The sequence below is a fragment of the Ensifer sp. genome, assembly GCF_035999135.1.
In the GTDB taxonomy this organism is placed as follows: domain Bacteria; phylum Pseudomonadota; class Alphaproteobacteria; order Rhizobiales; family Rhizobiaceae; genus Ensifer.
Map to the genome: position 1 here is coordinate 22,858 of NZ_DASYGZ010000217.1, position 20,498 is coordinate 43,355.

At 64.4% G+C, this 20,498-nt stretch carries 19 protein-coding genes; 4 read left to right on the forward strand and 15 right to left on the reverse strand.

Features of this window, described 5'->3' with window-relative positions:
* Positions 1-58 precede the first annotated feature (58 nt).
* From VGO12_RS29105 to VGO12_RS29120, 4 genes are all read right to left on the reverse strand, one after another.
* Complete coding sequence (locus VGO12_RS29105; RefSeq protein WP_327516213.1) at positions 59-376, reverse strand: hypothetical protein; 318 nt, start codon at positions 374-376, stop codon at positions 59-61.
* Positions 377-442: 66 nt separating this feature from the next.
* Positions 443-1,351 (reverse strand): GGDEF domain-containing protein, encoded by a 909-nt coding sequence (locus VGO12_RS29110; protein ID WP_327516214.1) that lies wholly within the window; start codon positions 1,349-1,351, stop codon positions 443-445.
* A gap of 174 nt (positions 1,352-1,525) precedes the next feature.
* The gene (locus VGO12_RS29115; protein ID WP_327516215.1) at positions 1,526-2,521 is read right to left on the reverse strand and encodes an ABC transporter permease; all 996 of its coding nucleotides are present in this window, start codon (positions 2,519-2,521) and stop codon (positions 1,526-1,528) included.
* A 46-nt stretch (positions 2,522-2,567) separates the two neighbouring features.
* A complete protein-coding gene (locus VGO12_RS29120; protein ID WP_327516216.1) occupies positions 2,568-3,338 on the reverse strand; it encodes an ATP-binding cassette domain-containing protein in 771 nt (256 codons plus the stop codon).
* Positions 3,339-3,510: 172 nt separating this feature from the next.
* Between VGO12_RS29120 and VGO12_RS29125 the strand changes: the two genes are divergently transcribed.
* The 4 genes from VGO12_RS29125 to VGO12_RS29140 all read left to right on the forward strand — a co-directional run bounded on the left by VGO12_RS29125 (position 3,511) and on the right by VGO12_RS29140 (position 7,524).
* Positions 3,511-4,491, forward strand: a complete 981-nt coding sequence (locus VGO12_RS29125; protein ID WP_327516217.1) for an NAD(P)-dependent oxidoreductase — start codon at positions 3,511-3,513, stop codon at positions 4,489-4,491.
* 48 nt (positions 4,492-4,539) lie between these two features.
* Complete coding sequence (locus tag VGO12_RS29130) at positions 4,540-5,532, forward strand: sugar-binding protein (protein WP_327516218.1); 993 nt, start codon at positions 4,540-4,542, stop codon at positions 5,530-5,532.
* A 175-nt stretch (positions 5,533-5,707) separates the two neighbouring features.
* Positions 5,708-6,604 (forward strand): NAD(P)-dependent oxidoreductase, encoded by an 897-nt coding sequence (locus VGO12_RS29135; RefSeq protein ID WP_327516219.1) that lies wholly within the window; start codon positions 5,708-5,710, stop codon positions 6,602-6,604.
* A gap of 137 nt (positions 6,605-6,741) precedes the next feature.
* A complete protein-coding gene (locus VGO12_RS29140) occupies positions 6,742-7,524 on the forward strand; it encodes a FadR/GntR family transcriptional regulator (RefSeq protein ID WP_327516220.1) in 783 nt (260 codons plus the stop codon).
* A gap of 114 nt (positions 7,525-7,638) precedes the next feature.
* Here VGO12_RS29140 and VGO12_RS29145 read toward each other — a convergent pair whose 3' ends face one another.
* Genes VGO12_RS29145 through VGO12_RS29195 form a run of 11 tightly spaced genes read right to left on the reverse strand, consistent with a single transcriptional unit; the run spans position 7,639 to position 20,498 of the window.
* The gene (locus VGO12_RS29145) at positions 7,639-9,045 is read right to left on the reverse strand and encodes a DUF6519 domain-containing protein (protein WP_327516221.1); all 1,407 of its coding nucleotides are present in this window, start codon (positions 9,043-9,045) and stop codon (positions 7,639-7,641) included.
* A gap of 11 nt (positions 9,046-9,056) precedes the next feature.
* Positions 9,057-11,273, reverse strand: a complete 2,217-nt coding sequence (locus VGO12_RS29150) for a hypothetical protein (protein WP_327516222.1) — start codon at positions 11,271-11,273, stop codon at positions 9,057-9,059.
* Complete coding sequence (locus VGO12_RS29155) at positions 11,260-12,939, reverse strand: putative baseplate assembly protein (protein ID WP_327516223.1); 1,680 nt, start codon at positions 12,937-12,939, stop codon at positions 11,260-11,262. The genes VGO12_RS29150 and VGO12_RS29155 overlap by 14 nt, the downstream gene beginning before the upstream one ends.
* Positions 12,932-14,380, reverse strand: coding sequence for a hypothetical protein (locus VGO12_RS29160; protein ID WP_327516224.1), 1,449 nt, complete (start codon positions 14,378-14,380; stop codon positions 12,932-12,934). Before VGO12_RS29160 ends, VGO12_RS29155 begins: the two co-directional genes overlap by 8 nt.
* Positions 14,377-16,998: a hypothetical protein gene (locus tag VGO12_RS29165; RefSeq protein ID WP_327516225.1), complete on the reverse strand. Its 2,622-nt coding sequence runs from the start codon at positions 16,996-16,998 to the stop codon at positions 14,377-14,379. The genes VGO12_RS29160 and VGO12_RS29165 overlap by 4 nt, the downstream gene beginning before the upstream one ends.
* Positions 16,995-17,366 (reverse strand): GPW/gp25 family protein, encoded by a 372-nt coding sequence (locus VGO12_RS29170; protein ID WP_327516226.1) that lies wholly within the window; start codon positions 17,364-17,366, stop codon positions 16,995-16,997. Before VGO12_RS29170 ends, VGO12_RS29165 begins: the two co-directional genes overlap by 4 nt.
* The gene (locus VGO12_RS29175; RefSeq protein WP_327516227.1) at positions 17,363-17,695 is read right to left on the reverse strand and encodes a hypothetical protein; all 333 of its coding nucleotides are present in this window, start codon (positions 17,693-17,695) and stop codon (positions 17,363-17,365) included. Before VGO12_RS29175 ends, VGO12_RS29170 begins: the two co-directional genes overlap by 4 nt.
* Before the next feature lie 7 nt (positions 17,696-17,702).
* Positions 17,703-18,272, reverse strand: coding sequence for a phage baseplate assembly protein V (locus VGO12_RS29180; RefSeq protein WP_327516228.1), 570 nt, complete (start codon positions 18,270-18,272; stop codon positions 17,703-17,705).
* Positions 18,273-18,293: 21 nt separating this feature from the next.
* Positions 18,294-19,406, reverse strand: coding sequence for a hypothetical protein (locus VGO12_RS29185; RefSeq protein WP_327516229.1), 1,113 nt, complete (start codon positions 19,404-19,406; stop codon positions 18,294-18,296).
* A 58-nt stretch (positions 19,407-19,464) separates the two neighbouring features.
* The gene (locus VGO12_RS29190; RefSeq protein ID WP_327516230.1) at positions 19,465-19,833 is read right to left on the reverse strand and encodes a LysM domain-containing protein; all 369 of its coding nucleotides are present in this window, start codon (positions 19,831-19,833) and stop codon (positions 19,465-19,467) included.
* The gene (locus VGO12_RS29195) at positions 19,830-20,498 is read right to left on the reverse strand and encodes a hypothetical protein (RefSeq protein WP_327516231.1); all 669 of its coding nucleotides are present in this window, start codon (positions 20,496-20,498) and stop codon (positions 19,830-19,832) included. Before VGO12_RS29195 ends, VGO12_RS29190 begins: the two co-directional genes overlap by 4 nt.

A 20,498-nucleotide genomic window follows, 5' to 3' on the forward strand; every position in this document is an offset into this window, starting at 1 on the left:
CGATCGAACGGGCTGCATGGCCCAGTTTCCGGTGTCCCGGCAAGCGATACGATGCGTGCTATCGCTTCGCCCGAGGCGCGGCGAGCTCGACGTCGAGGCGATTATACGCCGCCTGGATCATGTCAATGTCACTCAGGTGGCTTGCGGCCGCAAGCTCGATCACCACATTCGCGACGGACGCCTCCACCCTCGGCCGCGCGCCGCCGCGGGTCTGCGTCACGAGCTCGACCGCTGCGTCAGGGCTTCCACCGAGGGCGAAATAGAGGTCCAGCGATTTTTCAAGAAACGAGAGGGCTCTATCCGATGGCGACAGGTGCGCAAGCGCGCCTTCGATCTGCGTCACGAGTGCCACCGATTTGTTCTGGATTTCGCTCATTGACCATCCATGCAAGTTCGCAACCATAGGGATAAGCCCCTACAAGAATGGTCATGTCGAATGAGGTCAAGCGTCTCGCGTCGAATTGATCCTTTCTTCTCGCATCGAAGGAGACGGCTTGCCGGCATCGACCTGGGATCCGGAGACCCGATTGCGCCCACCGCGCTTGGCCCGGTAAAGGTTCACGTCGGCGCGTTTCAGGATCGAAGACAGGCCGTCTATTTGCGGCAGCGCTTCGCAGACGCCAAAGCTCGCCGTCATGCGTTCTCCATCCGGCAGCACCGACAGCGCCGCCAGCTGCAATCTTATCCGGTTTGCGATATCCATGGCGGCGCGCTGATCGCACCCCGGAAGCAGCATCGCGAACTCCTCGCCGCCGATGCGAGCGGCCAGATCGTAGGGCCGAAGGCAGGAAAGCACCACCGCGCCCGCAGCGGTCAAGGCGCGGTCACCCGCGTCGTGGCCATGGCGATCGTTGATCGCCTTGAAGTGATCGAGGTCCATCACGATCGCTGCGAGCCCCGTTCCCTCGCGCCTGGCGCGGGCGAGCGCTGCGGGCGCGTTGTCGACCAGCCAGCGCCTGTTGCGAAGACCGGTCACCACGTCGGACGTCGCCTGATGCTCAAGCGTCGCAATCGTGCGCGACAGCTCGGACGTGAGCATGGAAAAGGCGTTGGTGATCAGGCCGATCTCGTCCCGGCGCGTCGAGCGCAGGTCGGCAGCCGACCGCGACTTGCGAAACTGCCAAATCGCACCTCGTAACTCCCTGAGTGGATTGAGCAGCGTCCAGAGCGTGCCAAGGCAAAGGGCCGTGCCGGCAATCGTGGCCGCGAGCAAGAGGCCGATGGTCACGATCGGATCGAGGTGCCTGTTTTGTAGGTAGTAGATGAGGGCAGCGACAAGTGGGAGATGCGTGCTGACAAACGACGCGAGAAACAATTTGAGTGTCAGCGAAGACCGAATTCTAGCAAACATCTGTTCCCTTTCGGACAACCGCCCCAGCGGCGGCAAAGCTAATCGGTCGGAAATCCCTATCGGTTAACAGAACCGTTAAAATTCGAGTAATCGCCGGCGCGGCCTGTGGAAAATTTCGCGCGACGTCCGGCCCGACCGGGGCCTGGCCCGGGCGATCTGGCCGGCGCATGATCGCTACTCGCTCTGGCGGAAGTTGCGGATGCGGTCGAAGAGGACGGCGAGGATGGTTGCGCTGCCGATGAAGGTCCCCTGCCAGAAGGCGTTGATGCCAAGCAGCCCGAGACTGTTGCGGATCACCTCAATCAGGGCGGCGCCGACCAGCGCGCCGAAGGCGGTGCCGACGCCGCCCGCAAGGTTGCCGCCGCCGATCACCGCTGCGGCGATGACCTGCAACTCCATACCGGCGCCGATATTGGTGGTGACTGCGCCAAGCCAGCCGGTCTGGATGATGCCGGCGATGCCGGCCGAGAGCGCTGAGATCATGTAGACGCAGACCTTGATCGGCCGCACCGGCAGACCCGTGGCGATGGCCGCCTTCTCGTTGCCGCCGATCGCATAGATGTAGCGGCCGATGCGCGTCCAGCGCAGCACGAAACCGGTCAGGAGTGCGAGGACGATCATGTAGATTACCGGGTTGGCGATGCCGAAGACGGAGCCGCCGCCAAGCGCCAGCAGCTTGTCGTGATCGGGGCCGAACTCGAAGACCACCGTGTTGTTGGACGCGACCATCGCCAGGCTTCTGGCGACGGAGAGCATGCCGAGCGTCACGACGAAGGGCGGGAAGCCGAGATAGGCGATGAGAATGCCGTTGAACGCGCCGATCACAAGGGCCGTTGCGACCGACACCGCAATGCCCGTTCCTATACCGTACCCGGCGTGCATCGTGACCGCGAGCACCATGCTGCACAGGCAAAGCACCGAGCCCACCGACAGGTCGATCCCGCCGGTGATGATGACGAGCGTCATGCCGAGCGCGATGATCGCCACGAAGGTGACGTTGCGGGTGATGTTGTAGAGATTTTTCGCCGTGGCGAAGCTGTCGGTAGCAAACGAAAGGAAGATGCAGGCGAGGATGACGGCGATCAACACCCAGAAGGTCTGGTTGGCGAAGATCGCGCCTGCAAGCGTGCGCTGCCGGTGTTCGATCGTCTGGTGCAGCGTCGTTGCCATCGTTCTTCGTTGTCCTCCGTGTCCAGAAGTTTGAATTCGCCTGCCCTCATCCGCTTTCGACGGCGCCGGTGATCAGTCCCGTCACCTCTTCGGGTGACGTTGCCGCGATTGCCTTGTCCGCCACCTTGCGACCGCGGCGCATCACGACGACACGGTCGGCGACGTCGAAGACATCCGGCATGCGGTGGCTGATAAGCACGACCAGGATGCCGCGGTCACGCAGTTGCCGGATCAGATGCAGCACTTCGGCGACCTGGCGCACGGATATCGCCGCTGTCGGCTCGTCCATCAGCACGATCTTCGCCTCGGAGATCATCGTGCGCGCGATGGCCACGGCTTGCCGCTGGCCACCCGACATCTGCTTGACGAGATCGCGCGCCCGGGTTTCCGAGCGCAGCTCCTTGAAGATCTCGGCGGCGCGCCGGTGCATGGCCCTGTAATCCAGTATCCGCAAGGGGCCGACACCGCGCCTCAGTTCGCGCCCGAGAAAGACATTGGCCGCCGCCGAGAGGTTGTCGCAGAGCGCCAGATCCTGATGCACGATCTCGATGCCGAACTGTCGCGCCTCGACGGGGCGGTGAAGGACGATGTCGCTGCCGTTGAGGCGCAGGGTGCCGTGCGTCGGGCGGTAGTTGCCGGCAATCATCTTGACCAATGTCGACTTGCCGGCGCCGTTGTCGCCCATCAGCCCGACGACCTGCCCGGCCTCAAGCGACAGCGAAACATCGCTCACGGCCTGTATGGCGCCGAAGTGCTTGGACACATTGCTCAGCTCAAGCAGCACGACCAGCCCTCCAGACTGCCCGGGACGCGCCATTGCTCTGGGACACGGCGGCGTCCGTCACGCCTCCTCAAGCGTGAGTGATTGCTTATTTATGCAAATCGACGCCCATGCGTCAATCATCCGCCCTACCGGCCAAACCTGTTTTGTATGACAAATGGATTGACGGAGACGGCAGTCGCATATTAGCTATTGCTGGGAGATAGGCATGCTTATCCTTGTCACCGGGGCAACGGGCAAGGTCGGGCGGCACCTCATATCAGCGCTGCTTGACCGACCGCGTTTTTCGAAAGCGCGCATTCGCGCGCTCTGTCACAACCGTGTCCTTCTTCCCGCCGAAAGGCTTGATGTCATCCGCGGCTCCATCGCCGATCGCACCGTCGCCGACAAGGCGATCGCCGGCGTGAGCCACGTCGTTCATCTCGCCACCTGCAAGGAGACGCCCGACGACGTCATGGACGTGACCGTCAAGGGTCTCTTCTGGTTGCTGGAAGCCTTCCGGGCAAGCCCATCGGCCAGGCAGTTCATCTTGATCGGCGGCGACGCCGCGGTCGGCCATTTCTTTTACCCGCATGACGGGCCGATCACCGAGGCGACGCCGCACCGGGCCTATCCCGGCTGCTACGCGCTGTCGAAAGTTCTTGAAGAGGTGATGGTCGACCAGTACGCCATCCAGTACGGCATGAATGTCTGTTGCCTCCGGGCGCCGTGGATCATGGAGAAGGACGACTTCAGGCACTCGCTTTCCTTTGGCGACGACGTGTTCGGCGGCCCCGACTGGAAAACCTTCTTTCCGCCCGAGGAGGCCCGGCGCTACGCGGAGGCCGGAGCCGTTCCGCTGCTGCGCGACGCCGACGGACGGCCGCTCAAGCGCAATTTCGTCCACGTCAGCGACCTCGTATCGGCGATCGTCAGCGCCGTCGACAATCCTCGCGCCCAACGCCAGCGCTTCAACATTGCCATGGACCGGCCGGTCGACTACGGCGAGGTCGCAAGCTACCTCGGCCGCACGCGCGGCCTGCCATACGTCGACGTTGCAAGCGATTTCCATTCCAACTGGCTCGACAACAGCAAGGCGAGGTACCTGCTGGACTGGCGGCCGCAATACGATCTTGAAAAGCTTATCGACCAGGCCTGGCAATACGAGCGGCCGGACAACGACCCTCGCATCGTCTTTTATCCGGGTTGATTTGTGCCGCGGACAGAGGGTGTCCGCTTGTTTCAACGGGAGGATCAAATGAGGAAAGCATTGGTGCTTGCAGTCGCGACGCTCGCGCTGGCAGCCGGCTCTGCCGGCGCCCAGGAAAAAAAGCAGCTCGTCATTGTCGTCAAGGGCCTCGACAATCCGTTCTTCGAGGCGATCAACCAGGGGTGCCAGAAGTGGAACAAGGAGAATACGAGTTCGGAATATGAGTGCTTCTACACCGGCCCGGCATCGACCTCGGACGAAGCCGGCGAAGCGCAGATCGTCCAGGACATGCTCGGCAAGCCCAGCACGGCCGCGATCGCCATTTCGCCGTCCAATGCCAAGCTGATCGCCCAGACGCTGAAGACGGCCAACCCGACGGTTCCCGTCATGACACTCGACGCTGACCTCGCCAAGGAGGACGCCGGCCTGCGCAAGACCTATCTCGGCACCGACAATTACACGATGGGCGCGCGGATCGCCGACTACATCAAGAAGGCCAAGCCGAACGGCGGCAAGATCTGCACCATCGAGGGCAACCCGGGGGCCGACAACATCTTGCGCCGCGCCCAGGGCATGCGCGACGTGCTGACGGGCAAGGAAGGACTGGCGGAGCTGAAAGGTGAAGGCGGCTGGACGGAGGTTGCAGGTTGCCCGGTCTTCACCAATGACGACGGCGCCAAGGGCGTGCAGGCGATGACGGACATCCTTGCCGCCAACCCGGATCTCGACGCCTTCGGCATCATGGGCGGCTGGCCGCTCTTCGGTGCGCCGCAGCCCTATCGCGACCTGTTCAAGCCGATGGCCGACAAGATCGCGAAGAACGAGTTCGTCATCGGTGCTGCCGACACGATCGGCGACGAGGTGGCGATCGCCAAGGAAGGTCTGGTCACCGCACTCGTCGGCCAACGCCCGTTCGAAATGGGCTACAAGGCGCCCTCGGTCATGCTGGACCTGATCGCCGGCAAGCCGGTGGACGACCCTGTCTTCACGGGTCTCGACGAATGCACCAAGGACACGGCGGACACCTGCATCCAGAAGTAAGTCAATGATCGCAGCTCCCCTTTGACGGGTGCCGCAAACTTTGTCATATCCGCAATACATGGCGGTCGCCGCGCGACTTGTCGGCTGTCGGCGACCTGCTGCAGCGACGCCGCCTGGAAGGTCCCCCCGACAGTGATCGAAGGGGGGACCACCCGCCCCCATGCTGGAGAGCACAATGAGCAAGCGGATCATCTTCACCGGCGGCAGCGGCAAGGCCGGCCGACATGTCGTGCAATACCTTGTCGACCACGGCCACCAGGTGCTCAATCTCGACACCAGGCCGCTCGACAATCCCAAGGTGCGCACCCTGATCACCGATATCACCGACAGCGGCCAGGTGTTCAATGCGCTGTCGAGCTATACCGGGCTGCATGAATTCGATCCGTCGCTGGCGCCCCAGCCGATCGATGCCGTCGTACACTTCGCCGCCATCCCGCGCATCCTGATTACGCCTGACAACGAGCTCTTTCGCGTCAATGCCATGGGCACGTACAACGTCATCGAGGCGGCGGTGAAGCTCGGCATCCGCAAGATTGTCATTGCTTCGAGCGAGACGACCTATGGCCTCGTCTTCGCCAACGAGCCGAAAAGCCCGCAGTATTTCCCGCTCGACGAAGACTATGACGTCGACCCGATGGATAGCTACGCCTTGTCGAAGGTCGTCAACGAGAAGACGGCGCGCGCCTTCGCGCTCAGGAGCGGCGCCGATATCTACGCGCTTCGCATTGGCAATGTCATCGAGCCAAACGAGTACCACCTCTTCCCGGGCTGGTTCGCCGACCCCGGTTTTCGCAAGCGTATCGCCTGGAGCTACATCGACGCGCGCGACCTTGGCCAGATAACCCTGAAAGCAGTGGAGACAGACGGTCTCGGCTTCCAGATCTTCAACGCGGCAAACGACGAGACATCCTCCGATATTCCGACAAAGGACCTGATCGACCAGTTCTATCCGGGCGTTCCGGTCAAAGGGACCCTCGGCGAATACGAGACGCTTTTGTCGAACCGCAAGGCGCGCGCCCTGCTCGGCTTTCAGCCGCAGCACAGCTGGCGGAACTATGTCGGCGTCCAATGACGCCATGTGGATGAACCAGAGCAATTCCAGGAAAAGTGAGGAACGGTTTTCCGTCTGGAATGGCGTTATATCAAAGAGTTAGGTCAGTTCACTGTTTCGATGAATGAACTGATCTAAGGATCGAGAAAACAGACGAAATGGCTGAACAACGACCACGAAAGAGCGCGGCCGGATCGTCGCCGTCGGACGCAGCGCGTGCGAGCCGGCGGCTCGATGCGCCACGCATATCGGCACCGAGCGTCCACATGTCGCTTGCCGACGACATCGGCCTCAGGATCGTGCGCGGCGACTATCCGCCCGGAACCATCCTGCCGAACGAAGCGCAGTGGACGGAAATCTTCAACGTCAGCCGCACCGCGGTCCGGGAGGCGATCAAGATACTGATGGCCAAGGGCCTCCTTGCCTCGCGCCCGAAAATCGGCAGCTGGGTCGAGCCGAAGGAGCGCTGGAACCTGCTCGATCGCGACGTGTTGAGCTGGTACGCGGTCTCGCCGGATCGGCTCCAGTTCCTGAAGACCGTACAGGAATTTCGCCATATCATCGAGCCCGAAGCGACGGCGCTCGCAGCCACCCGTCGCAGCCACGAGCAGATGGCGGAGATCAGCGCGGCACTGCGCGGCATGGAACAGGCGACGACGTTACAGCTGCGCACCGAGGCAGACACCCGCTTCCACCTTGCCATCCTGCGCGCGTCGGGAAACGATCTCATGGTGCCGCTCGGCGCGATGATCGAATCTGCTCTCAACCACCTGTTCGTGCTGGTGACCCGCGACGACAGCAGTTCCGTTCACGCGCTCACGCTGCACCAGGACATCGAAAAGGGCATTCGCCTCAGACGCCCAAACGCCGCACGCAATGCCGTGCGGCGCCTTCTGGCCAATACTGATGACCTGATCGCGCAATCGGAGCGCAACGCCTGACGGCTCGATCCGTTGGATCATTTCATCGTTTCATCGAAACAGCGAAATGATCCAACTCTTTGATATTACGCAAACCCGGACGGAAGTCCGTTCCACACTTTTCCTGGAATTGCTCTAGCCGCAGAGCGGTTGGTGCACGCAGCCGCAGCGCGCGACGTTCCACACGGCCCCTGCCTTGCGCACGCCGGCCAGCGCCGCCCTGTGATGCTTGACGCCGAAGGGACCGACAAGCGCCCGCGTCTTGCCGTCGGCCTCGAACGGCCACTCGACATCCCCCGTCGCGACGCGGGTCGGGATCAGCCAATAGTCGCCGCTCCTGTAATAGCCGAGACTTTCAAACCGGACCTGAAGGCCGCGCTCGAGTTCGACCCAGTCGCCGCCGACGCTGCTGACCGATACCGCAGCGCCGGGCTGATCCCATCGGCGCAAGATGGCATTTCTGCTGGGTTTGACGCGCACGGCACCGCCCTTCAGCGTGACGGTGCGGCGATGGCGGTCGAAGGCAGCGACCTGTAGCAGCGGCCAAACGCTTTGGGTGAGCTGCGCATCATCGTCGGTGAGTTCGACCCAGTCGCCGACACACAGGCCATAGCGCCGGTCCGGACCGAAGCGGTCGAGCGTCACCATCGTGGCGGAGTCGCCGCCGCTTTCATTGGCCACCGCATTCAGGACCCTGAAGGCGACGGAGCCGTTTTCGCGCGACCATTTGAATGTCGCCTGCTCGGCGCTGCCGCCATCATGGATTTCCAGCCGGTAGAGCTGGTTTTCATAGCCCCTGTATTGGGCGTCCGGAGAGATTGTGCAGGGCTCGTCGTCATCCTGGCCGCGCTTTGCCCGGGCCGCAAGCCGGGGAACAACCGCATCCAGCCGGTCGAGCAGGTCCTGCGCTGCGGCGCAATCATTCGGCGTGCCGGCAAAGGTCTGCATGGCGCTCGTCAGGCCGGTGAGCGTGTCCTTGATCGCTGAAAGACTGTCCTGGTATTCCGGCGCATCAAGGCGCGCCTTGAGGATGTCGACCAGCGGATCGACCATGGCCTTGGCGATGGCCTGGGTGAGCAAGCGAACCTGCCAGGCGGTCTGGATGCGCGTCGCGGTGTCCGGCCCGCCAAGCGCGATCTCGCGCAAGCGCGGCTCCTCGACGCAGGATACGTGCCGCTCCCAGCAGTCCAGGTAGACGCTCAGCGGCTTGGCGGCGATGTCGGTTGCACTTTCGGGCGTCGGCCAGAGCGGCTGGGTTGTGTAACCGCAATCGCGATCGTTCTCGCAGACGATCCCATCGACGTAATAGCGTCCGGCGCGAATGGTGAAATCGACAGGACCCGTCGCGTCTTCGATGGCAAAGCCCGATCCTGCAGCGAAGCGGCGACCGATGATGTCGGTGACCAGGCATCGAAGGAGATGATTGCTGATGGCGCTTTGCTCGTTGAAGTCCGCCTCCAGGAGCACGCGCCCCTGCTGCAAGAGCACCCGGCTGAAATGGGCGGCCGGATCGAAAGTCATGCGGGCAAAATCCCCTTTCATCGTTCCCTCCTTCAGGTAACCAGGACGAGCGCCGTCTCGAAACCGGCCGGCGAATACTCCGAAAGCCGCGTCGCCAGGAGCGCCAGCCGACGTGGCTCGAACAGGTTGAAATAGACACCCATCTCGCAATCGCCCTCGGCGCCGCGACGGATGGCGTCGGCGACGCAGGCCTCGAGCCGCATGTAGGCGGGCGTGCCGAAGCGGGTGCTCTCGAAGAGCGGGCGGACCTCATCGCGCACGGTCGACCGGACCGCCGCCTTCTCGGCCGCAGTGGCGCCAGCCGCAAGCGCGCTGACAGCGGTCTCTTCCGACACATCGGGCGCGCAGGCATAGCGCCGGCAGGTGGACGACCCGGGCTCGATGTAGCTGTAGCGAATGCAACCGGCCTGGCGATGCGCCACGGTGGTCCGCCCGACAAGGATGCTGTTTTCGACAAGCTGAACGGCGCGGACACGCACCTGCCCGACAACGGTCGAGCGCGCCATTTCGAGCAGCGCGTGTGCAGGGCCCTGCGATGGACCGGTGATCGCGTCCCGTTCCGTTGCCGTCGCATCGACGATGCTGTCGCGAATGACGAGGTCCACCGGCAGCCGCTGATCCTGGTCCGCGTCCGCGACAACGAGAATGCTGCCGACGACGCTGCTTTCGATCAGCACCTTCGCAGGAACCGCGTTCAGCCGGATGCTTGCGGCGGATGGCACCCGCGGGGTGCAATCGGACCTGAGGTCGAGCCCCGGAACAAAGGTGCTGTGCCTGATGATGAGAGCGCAAGGATCGACGCCGCCCCTGGACGCGGTCATCTCCAGAGTGCCCCCGACGATCATCACCCCGTCGATGATCAGACACGCACCCTGGCCGGCCTTGACGAAGATCCCGTCGGCGCGACCGACCTCGACATCGGCAATCCGCAGGATCGGGCGGGTCCGCATTGCCGCGCGGATCACCACCGTCTCGCCGTCCGACAGGTCGAGATTGAAGGCCTCGCCGTAGATGCCGCTTTCGGCGAGCTCGACAATCAGGGTGCTTTGCCGGTTTTCGAGCGACCGCCAATGGGCGAATGCCGCGGCAAACGTGTTGAAATGGGGCGGCGCCTGCTCGCCAGAGGAGCGCGGGTGCAGCCAGACCATATCGTAGTGTTCGGGCAGGGCGTTGACGGGTCGCAGGTACTCGCCGCCGCCGATGTCTGCGACGAAACCGTAGCGATAATCGACGAAGACCGTATTCCTCGGGGCCTGGCGGGCGGGAAAGGCGATGCGGCCCAGCTCCGGGTCGACCGCCACGCAGTTGTTCGGCACCCTGTAGGCCCAATCGCTGAGGTCGGCGGGGATGACCCGCTCTGCCGGGATCATGCCGTCGTCCTCGTCCTTCGGCCAACCACGCACCCGGATCGCGATCGAACGGCCCTCGCCATAGAGCATGCCGGACGCCTTGGCCCGCTTCGGCTTGGCCTCACCGCCCGGCCAGGCCTCGAGCGCGCGTCGACGGATCGGCACCGGCAGGTTCGTTTCCTCGGCGATCGCCGTGACCGCCGCCTCCCGATCGGCACGCCTGAAGAGCGGCGTGTCGTTTCCAAGCGCGGAGAACGTGTAGAGATGCCGCCCGATGCGCTCCTGGCAATAGGCTTCGGTGTTGGTGACAGGGTAATCCCGCAGGCGGAAGACGAACAGGCCGACATTGGCGATGCCGTGCCGCCCGGGCGACGCGCGAGCGCCGATACGCCTGATGTCGGCAAGATGAGGCAAGGCGTCGAAGGCGGAGCCCACAAGCCGAGTTCGCCCTTCGTCACGAACGTCAGCCGTTGCAAGACGGTCGAGGTTTGGGTGATCGAGATGCTGCGCTACCGCGAGGCTCCGATAGAACTCGACCGCGCGCGCAGGCCAGCCTGCAAGATCGCCCGAGAGCTCCTCCAGCAACCAGAGTGACCCCTTGCGGCGGCGCGACGCGACGAGATTGGCGATTTCGCGCCGCGAGACGCTGGTACCGGCCCCACCCTGAAGCCCATCCGGCGGCAGCCGGTAGCCAAGAAGATCGGCGATGTAGGGCAGCGCCCATTCCTCGCACGTCTCCACGAACCAGTTGTCGTACATCCGGCCGATGTCGCGCTCGATCGCCCGCGCCTGGGCGCCGACGAGGCCAAGCAGCTCGCGCAGCATGCCGCCGGATCTCGTGTCCTCCACCCGGATATGCGCAGGCAGCAGCCTGAAGAGTGCGTCGTTATCGGGCTGCATCGGCAAGTGCTCCGGCTTCGACACGGTTGAGGATCAAGGCAAATGGCGCCTGCGGCAGGAGAACGGCGAGCTGGGCCGGCGCAATCAGGCTTTCCCCCGGTTTCACCACATCCGGATCGCGCAGCCGCGCTGCGGCTGCCGGAATGAAACCGGCACGCCCGAGCTGTTTGACCGCGGCTGCCAGCGCATCCCGGTCGCGAAGATCCGATTCCTTGATGGCGCCGAACGTCTCGATGGAGACAGCGGCAACACCTGGCGTTGTCTGCATCACGGCGAGGGCCGCGCTCGACGAAACGGGTGCGCCGAGCGTGCGCCGATTGAAGGAAAACGCATCGAGCAGCTTGCGACGGAGCTCCGGCTCGACCTTGTCCCACAATCGGTCGGGATCGATCGCGACCCGTGCCTCGATGACCATGACGAGAAGTTCGCGCACTGCGATTTCGACCGGAAAAGCCGGGTTTCCAAAGCGATCGAACGCGTCGCTGAGGTTGGCAAGCAGGTCGCCGGCGGGATCAAGTGCGACATCGTCAACGCCGGCGACCGTGACGTGGACGAAATCCATGCCGCCCGTGGAAAATCGCCGGGCGTCTGCCATCCCGATGCCGGCAAAAACGCGGGCGAAATCCGCATAGTCGGCAACCGAGACGAGGCGTCCGAACGACCCGACCGAGAGCGGGGCGTTGCTGCGGATCCGCTCGATCCCGTCGCGATCGGCGCCGCCGCTTGCTGCCAGCGGATTGTGTACGGCACGCACGCCGAGCGGCTTGGTTTGAAGCAGGCTGATCTGGCCAGCCTTGACATTGCCCGTGCGGCCGATGCCGACGCGATAGGTTGCCCGGATATTGTCTGGCCCGGTCGGCAGCCGCGCGCCGTGCACGCCATCGCCGAAACGGACGGTGGCGACGCCCGTTCCGTCGACATCTAGCGTATAGGCGCGGCTGGCCGCATCGACATCGAGAAGACTTTCGGCTTTGGGAGAGCTTACGTCGTTGACGCGGACCGTTTCGCTGCTGACCGCGCCGCTCTCGGTCTCGGCCGACAGGAATGTCAGCGGTCCGCGACTGAAGGAAAACCGTGCGAAAGGCTTCGATGCATCGCCCGACCCGAGCGTCTCGGTTACGGTTTCGCCGTTCGAGGCGCGGGCAATGTTGCCATGGATCACACAGGTTGCCCGTCGATAGGCATAGGTCAGCGGCGTTGCGAGAAAAAGGGTCGTATGCGGCGTGTCGAGCGGGGCATCCTTGTTTGCGGCATGTTCGACCCGCGCGATCGTCGCCTGCTCCACCGCACGGATACCCGGCACGAGATTGCCGCCGAGATCCCTCACATCCGCACGTTCGCCAGAGACGATCACCGTGCGGCCGCTGTCCAGTCCGTCGAACAGTCCGTCCAGTTCTATCTCGCCACCCGATACATCCTCCTCGAGCTCGTCGGCTGCGAGCGCCAGGGGCTCGCTTTGCGCAACGACGGCGATGCGACCGAGTACCCGGGTCGACCGCTTGATATCGGTTGTCCGCTGGTAGTTGAGGTCGAATGTCTCGCCGTCGACGGCCTCGAGATCGAGTCGCGTCACCTTGGCCGAGACGAGATAGTCGGAGCGGCTGACCGTCTCTGCCGAGAGTATCCGCGCGATGCGCCAGAGGATGATGAATTCCTCCTCATCCATGGGGCTCATCCTCCTCAGGATAGCGCGCGGCGCGCACCGGCGCGTGAAGAACCGCGTAGCTGCCGCCCTTGATGCCGTCGTAGATCGCATCGAGGTGAAGGGCGCGATTGTCTTCGGGAGCCCTTGGCGGATAACTCAGCGTGAAGCGGTGCCCCTCCTCCTGGACCATCGGCGGCACGTTTCCGCCGAATGCACCGGCGGTGACCCGAAGCACGTGAACGCTCTGCAATTCGCCCGCCTGTTCGGCTGCCTGCATCTGCGACCAGGCCGCGTGAAGCTGCTCGCCGATTGCCGGCGACAACGCCGCTGCAAGCTGCAGTGGTCCGTCCGATCGCTCGCCCAGCAACGCCTTTGCCGATTGTTGCATGTCGCGGGCGCTGCGCGGCTGGCGTGCGGGCATGCGTTCCAGCTGCGGATAGAGCTGCTGCGCCGAACTGGTGCCCTCGACCGGTCCGGAAGCTTCCGGGCGGCGCCCGACAATCGAAAGGGCAAGCTTCGCCATTCGCATCGCCATGTCGCGGATGTCATCGTCCTCTTCCTCGCCGCCGTAGCTGGCGAGCAGGACGACTGCGAGTTCCTTCAGCGAGCCCCCGAGCAGGAACGATTCCACCGCCTCGAGCATCGCCAGGCGCTCCTTGGCCGAAAGATCCGCCGCCTTCACCGCGCGCAACAGCTCCATTGCATCCGTCAGGGTAAGATTGGGAATGGGCTTCAGATGCAGCAGTTGCCGTCCGTTGACGACATCCGGGATTGCGCTTGCAACCTCGCGCACGACCTGTCCGAGCCGCTTGTTGTCAAAGACGAACAGGATCTTTTCGCCGGGATGGACGATGAGCATCGCATCGCTCAGCCACAGCCGATCGCGCACGAGAGCATCATAAAAGCCGATGCGCGGCGGACGCGTCAGCCGTGGGCGCATTTCGCTCCATTCGGCCCGGGCCAGCAGCGGCTCGTCGGTCTCGAAGGTCTGCGCCGTCTCGCCCGGCCCCGGCACTGTCTGCGCACGCGCCCCGACTGGAATTTCGACCGGTGTCGCATTGGCGTCCAGGAGGAAGGCGAGAGGCACGGTGGCCGCAACCCCCGGCCGCGGCCTGTAGGCGACCAGCTCAGCAAGGGCGCGCACGGAGAACTCTTCGCGCGCCGTGCGCAGATAACCTTCGTTGGCCAGCCGTTCGTTGTAGAACGTCAACAGGTCCGCGGCGACTGCCCAGGCATCGACCAAAGCCATGGTCGGATCCGACCCTTCGCGTGTGCCAAGGCGAGATAACTCGGGCGTGTCGCGGGACGCAAGTCGCCGCCAGGCATCGTCGAGAAAGGCTGCGTAGTCGCCGAGCCGCATTTCAATCGTTATGCGTCCCGGACGGTTGTCGGGCGCGCGCAGGGTCTCGCCTTCGCCACAGGCGCAATGTCCGCTGCAATTGCACTGGCAGGAGCAGCTCATCGCATCTCCCTCACATTCAGTCGAAGAATGCCGCACTCGGGACGGTTCGGATCGGCTTCCAGCTGGGCTATCTCGTTTGGCCGGATCGGAATGATCCCGTTGTTGCGTCGATCGATCCCGTCGTCCATCCGCGCGAAGCGCAGGAGGTCGACATGCGCGACGCCTTCAACCGACTGCACCGCCGCAATCAGCCGCGAGGCCGCCACGTCGTCGCCGAACCCGAGCGCGTCCGGATGAAAGAAGCCGCGGCCCTGCGGCAGCTTGCGGCTCGACAGGACGGTTCGCAGTTCCTTTTCCAACGCACCGCGTCGCTGGCCGGCCTGCAGGCAGACGTCGATTTCGATCGACAGTGCAACATAGTGCGTCGGCACCAGCCGGAGGTCGTGACCGATGCGTCGCGTCGACAGAAGTCCTGGCATCAGCGCCGCCGAGAGCACTGAAAGATCGTCCGATCCGGCGTAAGGATCGAGCGCGAGGCACGCCTCGTACCAGCTGCCGTTCCAGGCAAGCTCGGCGAAGGCGCCCTGAAGCGGCACTGATTGACGGGCGATCTGGGCGTAGTCGGATGCGGTCACGGCGCGAGCGAGAACACGCGAAAACGCGTGCGGCGCGTTCAGTTTCGCCTCGGCGACAGGTTCCGCGTCGCTCCCACCGACCGCGGCCAGCGGATTGCGCGGCCGCATGTTCGTGCCGCTCGACGACCCATTTCGGCGCGCCATCAGCACGATGCTGTCTGGCCCGACATTGCCGGCACGCCCGTTACCGGTCCGGTAATGCGCCTCGAAGCGGGAGCCGATGGCGCCATCCAGCTGTCGCTGGTCGAACCGCAGATTGGCCAGTCCCTCGTCGTCCACCTCGACGACGAAATGATTGTCGTCAGCGGTGCTTGAAAGGAGATCCATGACCGGATGCCAGACCCGCGCCGGCGTGTCGTCGGTCGAATTCACCACCTTTTCCTTGAGCGCGACCGACGGCATCGCCGCGCGCGGGTCCTGGCGCAGTAGCAGGACGGCAGCCGCCTTCGGATCGGCAAGCGGCTGCGCATGCGTCACCGACCTGAGGTTCAAGGTGATGGCAAAATCCCTTGCCCGGCCATCCGCCTCTCCGGGCACGCCATCGCAGAGGCAGCATTGGGAAAGGCTCTCGCCGACGACGGTCCAGTCGGGATCGGCCTCGATGCATCGTCTGCCGGAATCGACGAGAACGACATTGCCCCGCGCCACCGCCGCCTCGACCACCTGGCAGTCCGGCGCAGCGCTTCGAACAGAAAGGCAGAGATCGAAGGGCAGCGCATCCGTCTTTCCCCATTCGATTTCAAGCACAGGCGTGCCGTCGAGCGGATCGACAGCGCGCACCGGATCCCGAACGAGACGGACGGCGTGCCGGTGCAGAGGGTTGGCGTCGGCAGCATGGCCGGTCTGTCCGGCAACCTCTTCGAGGATCAGCACGTCGCCGCATTTCAGCGCGAGACGCCTGTCGTCCGCGCCGGAGCCGTCATCGGCATGGTCGATGTCGGCATTGTCGACGCCGTGCGTCGGTTCCGTGCGGGCCGGTGCACCATCGACAAGCGTCGCCCGCGTTGCGCCCTCGGGAAGGCAGCATGTGTCTTCGCCCCAGAGATGGAACCTGATGGCTGTGTGGGCGACCCGCACCGACAATACCGGGTTGCCGCCCGCGCACAGGACCGGTTCGAATGTGGTTGCCGGCGATGAAAGCGACAACAGTTCGTCGAGCCGTATCTCACCTGCAGGCAGGCGAGCGCCCGCCGACAGGGGTGCTGCAAACACGATCTCGTCGAGATGCAGCTCGTCGTCCGCATCGGTCTCGATCGTCACCCATGCCCTTGCATTGCAGCCCTCGTGCAGCCGGTAGTCGATCAGCCGCGTGTGGCGACGGACCGAGATCCGCCGCCTGGCCGTTGCCAGATAGGCTTCCGTGGCGACCGCATCCTGGAAATAGCTGAGCTGGTCGGCGACGTAGGCCAGAATTTCGACGATCGTGATGCCGATGTCGGTGGCATGGCGCTCGCGCCAGTCCGGCATCGTGACGGCCATGCGGTCGAGCAGCAGGCGCCGGAAGCTCTGGTAGTCTTTCGCCAGGTAGTCGATGGCCGGCGGTGGCGGATGCGCCTTCGGCGGGCAGGCAGAAGGGCCACAGTCGATGGGCGACGGGCAGTCGGCGCGGAAGGAAAACGGATAGCAGGCATGGCGGGGATCGATGCCGGGCGGAGGGTTTCGTCCGGCATCCTGTTGCGAACCGGCGTCGCAGGCTTCCTCCCCTTTCGGCGCATCTGCGGGCTCGACGAGGCACAGCTGATATACCGAAAAATCTCCTGCCCGGTCGACAATGACGCGCAGGCAGTCCCGCGAACTGTCGTCATGGCGGTGGAACCCGGCGCGCAGGACCTTGATGTCCCGGATGCGTTCACCACCTTCGATCACCACGTGGCGCGCATCGAGATCTCGGGGCGGTTCACCGAAGAACGTCACGCACAGCGTCCGTCCGTCTGCCTCGACCCCGACGCAATCGATCCCGGCAAGCCTGCCACCGCGGCGGATTTCGGCCTCGCGGCGGCCGCCGTCGCAGGTGATCGCAAGCCTTGCGCGGGCGTCGGTCATGGCGCGCCCCCGACAAGGACGTCGTTGCGCTCTTCGCCGGTCGCAACGACGATGTAGGATATCTCGACACGAAGTTCGGAGTCCTCGGCGGTCACATCGAGTGCCCGCAGCTCGAGAACATCGCCAAGCCATCGCTCGATCGCCGCCTGCATCGTCAGCTGGATCGTCGCCGCCAGTTCCGGACTGTTGGCAGCAAAGATGTGCTGCGTGAGCCCGGTGCCGAGATCGGGCCGCATTACCCGTTCGCCGGGCCGCGTGAACAGGAGCATCGTCAGCATGTCGCGAACATGATCGGCCCGGTCCGTCGTCGCCGTCAGCGCATGCGTCCCGACCCGATAGGGATAGTCGATGTGGATCACGCTCTTCATAGCGCCACCACCCTCGCCTGGCCGGCCGGCGCGACGATCATCGGCGTCTGCAGCGGATCGCAGGCCGTCAGCGAGGCGACGGTCGCGACGGGAAATCCCATGCTGAAGACGCGCGTGGCGCCGGCGGCGAAGCGTCCCTTGACGCAGGGCGGCTGGGCGCCCGACGTCATCGTCGGAAACTGGCAACCGGCAATCACATAGCTGTTGGCAAGCGTCACCACCGGCATCGCCGAGGCAAACAGCCGCGACTGCGGCGCGGGCAGCGCGGTCGCGGTGCCCGCATGCAGGCAGAAGGTGACGTTGCTGACGGTGACGACAAACCCGGCCATCTGCGCCTCACTTCACGATCAGGGCCGCCTCGTTCATCGCGATGAACGGCCCATGAATCATGATTCCGATCGGCGAGACGGCGATATAGGACTGCCCCGCCCGCAACAGGATGCCGCCGGCCGGAAGCTGGGGGCCGACCGGCGTATCGCTGATGCTCATTGCGTGTTTGGTGATGGTCTCCGTCGACCAGTGTGCCGACGCCGGGATGGCCGAGCGCGGGGTGACGGGCGCTTCCAGCTGGCTGCCCCAGAAGAAGCCTGTCCAGATCGGGAAATCCGGATTGCCGTGCTCGAATTCGACCCACACCTCTGCCCCCAAAGGCGGCACGACGAAGGCGCCGAGCCCCGGTCCGGCATAGGGGACGCAGGGCAGCGCCCAACTGGAGAAATTCGGTCCCCAGACATCCTCGACCTGCACCATCAGGCGTCCGCAGCCGGTCGGATCGATGTTCTGGACGACCCGGCCGCGATGCTTGCCGAAATAGCGCCTCAGCCCACCGCGTTCCTCGCTGGCGGCCGACGGGCCGTCGATGTTCATGCCTTCCGCGAAACCCCAGCTCGGGCTGTTGTCGTCCATGTCAGGATCCTCCGTCTGCGCCTAGGTCGGCGAGGAATGGAATGCATTTCGAGAGAGGGTGAAGTTCTGCTTGTAGTCGCCGGCCTTGATCAGGTGGGTGACGCTGCGCACGAAGTGCACGCCGTCATGCGGCGTGCCGGCGCCGCGCACCTCGACCAACCGGCGGGGCTTCAGCGGCCGACCGTAGCGCAGCACGTTGAGGGTGCCTGATCCGGTAATCACCTCGGCGGCGCGCGCCGCCTTGGCCAGCCCGTACATCGCCGCCTGCGGCACGGTGAACTTGGACAACCCCGTGACCGTCTCGGCACGCAGCGGCACCGGCATGCGGCGCCCGAGCGGCGGCGAGAGCGGATTGATGTCCGGCACGGGGATCGGGATCGGGATCTTCGTCTTGGCATTGTGCAGGAGGATGAGATGCAGCGTCTTGGAAAAGCCCTCGAAGTTGAAGGTGGCACTTTCGACGTTGCTTCCGGCATCGGAGTTGACGACGAGCGCGTCCTGCACCTTGCCAACCTTGATCTCCGGCCCCCAGTAGGCGATCGACCGGCCGGGCGTCGGGCCGGGATCGATGTAGAAGACGTAGCCGACCTGATGGGCCAGGAGGTTGAGATATTGCAGGTCCGTGCCACGCTGGCCCGGAATGTGCTCCAGCGGATTTTCGACCGCCAGCAAGACGCTCGGAACAATCACCGGCACAAGGCCAAGCGGCATGTACTTGGCAAGGATCAGCGCCACGCGCCCTTCGGCCGGGATCGCCGGATACTTGATCAGCCAGCTGAGATCAACCAGGTCGAGCAGACGCGAAATGTCTTCGCCGAGCACCTCCAGTCGCGTCTGCCCCGGTTCGTTGCTGGCGTTGACGCTGTGCCGCGTGATCACCCCGTCCATCAGCACGTTGATCGTGCCGTTGGTCGTCACCATGATCACGACCCGTTGCGGCGGATCGAAAAAGCCGCTTTCGAACAGCCGCGAGACAAGCGCCTTCTTGCCCATGTCGAACGACAGCTGAAAACCGCTTTTCTGTTCGGTGCCTTGCGTGACCTGCACGGAAAGAAGGGCGTCGACCACGCCGGCTGGAACGGGCTTGGGCACGCCGAACCCCATCATCACGGTGAGGTGGATCCCCTTCAGCATGACCCGCCCCCCGGCCTGTTGCCCGGCCCGTTTCGCCGCGTGATGGAGAAGGGCGTTGTCATCGCTCGTCCTCGCTCGGTCCGGGAATGCCTTCGGGCAGGGTAATGCGAAGCTTTCGTCCGTTCCGCTCGGTCAGCTCGGCGGGATTGAGCGCACCGTTGGCATCGGCGAGACGCCAGTAGAGTTCCGGGTCGCCGATCTGGTCGGCGGCGATGTTGTCTATGCGGTCGTCTTCCTTGACCTCGATCTGGCCGACCTCGACGAAGCGCTCCGGCGACGGCACGATGCGGCGTGCGAGATAGACCGTCTCGTTGCCGTTCTCGTCGACGAGCACACGACGCCCCAGCCCACGGTAGCGGCTGTTTTCCGGAAACGGGTCCGGAACGCCATCGAGCGAAAAGCCTGCGAATGTACGGGGGTCGATCATGGCAGCTCCGTCAATCCGAGTGCGCTGAGGGATCCAGCGATGGCGCGCGCGGCAAGCGTTTCCTTGTTCTTCAGGTAAGCCATGAAGAGCGCAGCACCCCGGTGACCGAAGGGCAGGTCGTTGACGCTCAAGGTCCGGAGCCCGAGCGTGACGCGCGCGCGGATCGGGTTGAGTTCCGTATCGAACGCTTCCTCGACCGCCGAGAACTCGGTCACCCGCACCGGAACCACCCGCTGCCGGCTCCACACGAAAAGCGCGAGCGGCGCCTCTGCCGGCGCAATTTCAAGGCTTCCCGCCAGAAGAAAGCGCTCGGCGCGGGCAAGCGCACTGCTTGCGGGCGTGATCAGGGCCTCGAGCGCGCAAAGCTGCGGAAAGATCCCGACCTTTGTCGCGTCGCCCGAGCCGCCATAGGCGCTGGCATGCTCCAGCTGATCGGTCGCGTCGATCTCCGCCTCGATCTTGAACGTCTCGACCGGCGGGCCCTTGAACCGCAACGGCTCCGAGCGCCCGCCGCCGTCCCCGCCGGCACTCTGGACCTGGAGCGTGCGCGAAAGCTGATCCGGATTATACTGGAGCGCGATCGTCCGCAGCATGCGGAAGCTCGTCGGATCGAGCAGCACGATCCCGCATTTGAGAATATAGGGTGAGCGCGGAAAGCTGGTCAT

What these genes read in the sequence shown, in the direction of transcription:
- VGO12_RS29105 (WP_327516213.1), bottom strand. Translation starts at nt 376, where the DNA reads ATGAGCGAAATCCAGAACAAATCGGTGGCACTCGTGACGCAGATCGAA.
- VGO12_RS29110 (WP_327516214.1), bottom strand. Translation starts at nt 1,351, where the DNA reads ATGTTTGCTAGAATTCGGTCTTCGCTGACACTCAAATTGTTTCTCGCG.
- VGO12_RS29115 (WP_327516215.1), bottom strand. Translation starts at nt 2,521, where the DNA reads ATGGCAACGACGCTGCACCAGACGATCGAACACCGGCAGCGCACGCTT.
- VGO12_RS29120 (WP_327516216.1), bottom strand. Translation starts at nt 3,338, where the DNA reads ATGGCGCGTCCCGGGCAGTCTGGAGGGCTGGTCGTGCTGCTTGAGCTG.
- VGO12_RS29125 (WP_327516217.1), top strand. Translation starts at nt 3,511, where the DNA reads ATGCTTATCCTTGTCACCGGGGCAACGGGCAAGGTCGGGCGGCACCTC.
- VGO12_RS29130 (WP_327516218.1), top strand. Translation starts at nt 4,540, where the DNA reads ATGAGGAAAGCATTGGTGCTTGCAGTCGCGACGCTCGCGCTGGCAGCC.
- VGO12_RS29135 (WP_327516219.1), top strand. Translation starts at nt 5,708, where the DNA reads ATGAGCAAGCGGATCATCTTCACCGGCGGCAGCGGCAAGGCCGGCCGA.
- VGO12_RS29140 (WP_327516220.1), top strand. Translation starts at nt 6,742, where the DNA reads ATGGCTGAACAACGACCACGAAAGAGCGCGGCCGGATCGTCGCCGTCG.
- VGO12_RS29145 (WP_327516221.1), bottom strand. Translation starts at nt 9,045, where the DNA reads ATGAAAGGGGATTTTGCCCGCATGACTTTCGATCCGGCCGCCCATTTC.
- VGO12_RS29150 (WP_327516222.1), bottom strand. Translation starts at nt 11,273, where the DNA reads ATGCAGCCCGATAACGACGCACTCTTCAGGCTGCTGCCTGCGCATATC.
- VGO12_RS29155 (WP_327516223.1), bottom strand. Translation starts at nt 12,939, where the DNA reads ATGGATGAGGAGGAATTCATCATCCTCTGGCGCATCGCGCGGATACTC.
- VGO12_RS29160 (WP_327516224.1), bottom strand. Translation starts at nt 14,380, where the DNA reads ATGAGCTGCTCCTGCCAGTGCAATTGCAGCGGACATTGCGCCTGTGGC.
- VGO12_RS29165 (WP_327516225.1), bottom strand. Translation starts at nt 16,998, where the DNA reads ATGACCGACGCCCGCGCAAGGCTTGCGATCACCTGCGACGGCGGCCGC.
- VGO12_RS29170 (WP_327516226.1), bottom strand. Translation starts at nt 17,366, where the DNA reads ATGAAGAGCGTGATCCACATCGACTATCCCTATCGGGTCGGGACGCAT.
- VGO12_RS29175 (WP_327516227.1), bottom strand. Translation starts at nt 17,695, where the DNA reads ATGGCCGGGTTTGTCGTCACCGTCAGCAACGTCACCTTCTGCCTGCAT.
- VGO12_RS29180 (WP_327516228.1), bottom strand. Translation starts at nt 18,272, where the DNA reads ATGGACGACAACAGCCCGAGCTGGGGTTTCGCGGAAGGCATGAACATC.
- VGO12_RS29185 (WP_327516229.1), bottom strand. Translation starts at nt 19,406, where the DNA reads ATGCTGAAGGGGATCCACCTCACCGTGATGATGGGGTTCGGCGTGCCC.
- VGO12_RS29190 (WP_327516230.1), bottom strand. Translation starts at nt 19,833, where the DNA reads ATGATCGACCCCCGTACATTCGCAGGCTTTTCGCTCGATGGCGTTCCG.
- VGO12_RS29195 (WP_327516231.1), bottom strand. Translation starts at nt 20,498, where the DNA reads ATGACCAGCTTTCCGCGCTCACCCTATATTCTCAAATGCGGGATCGTG.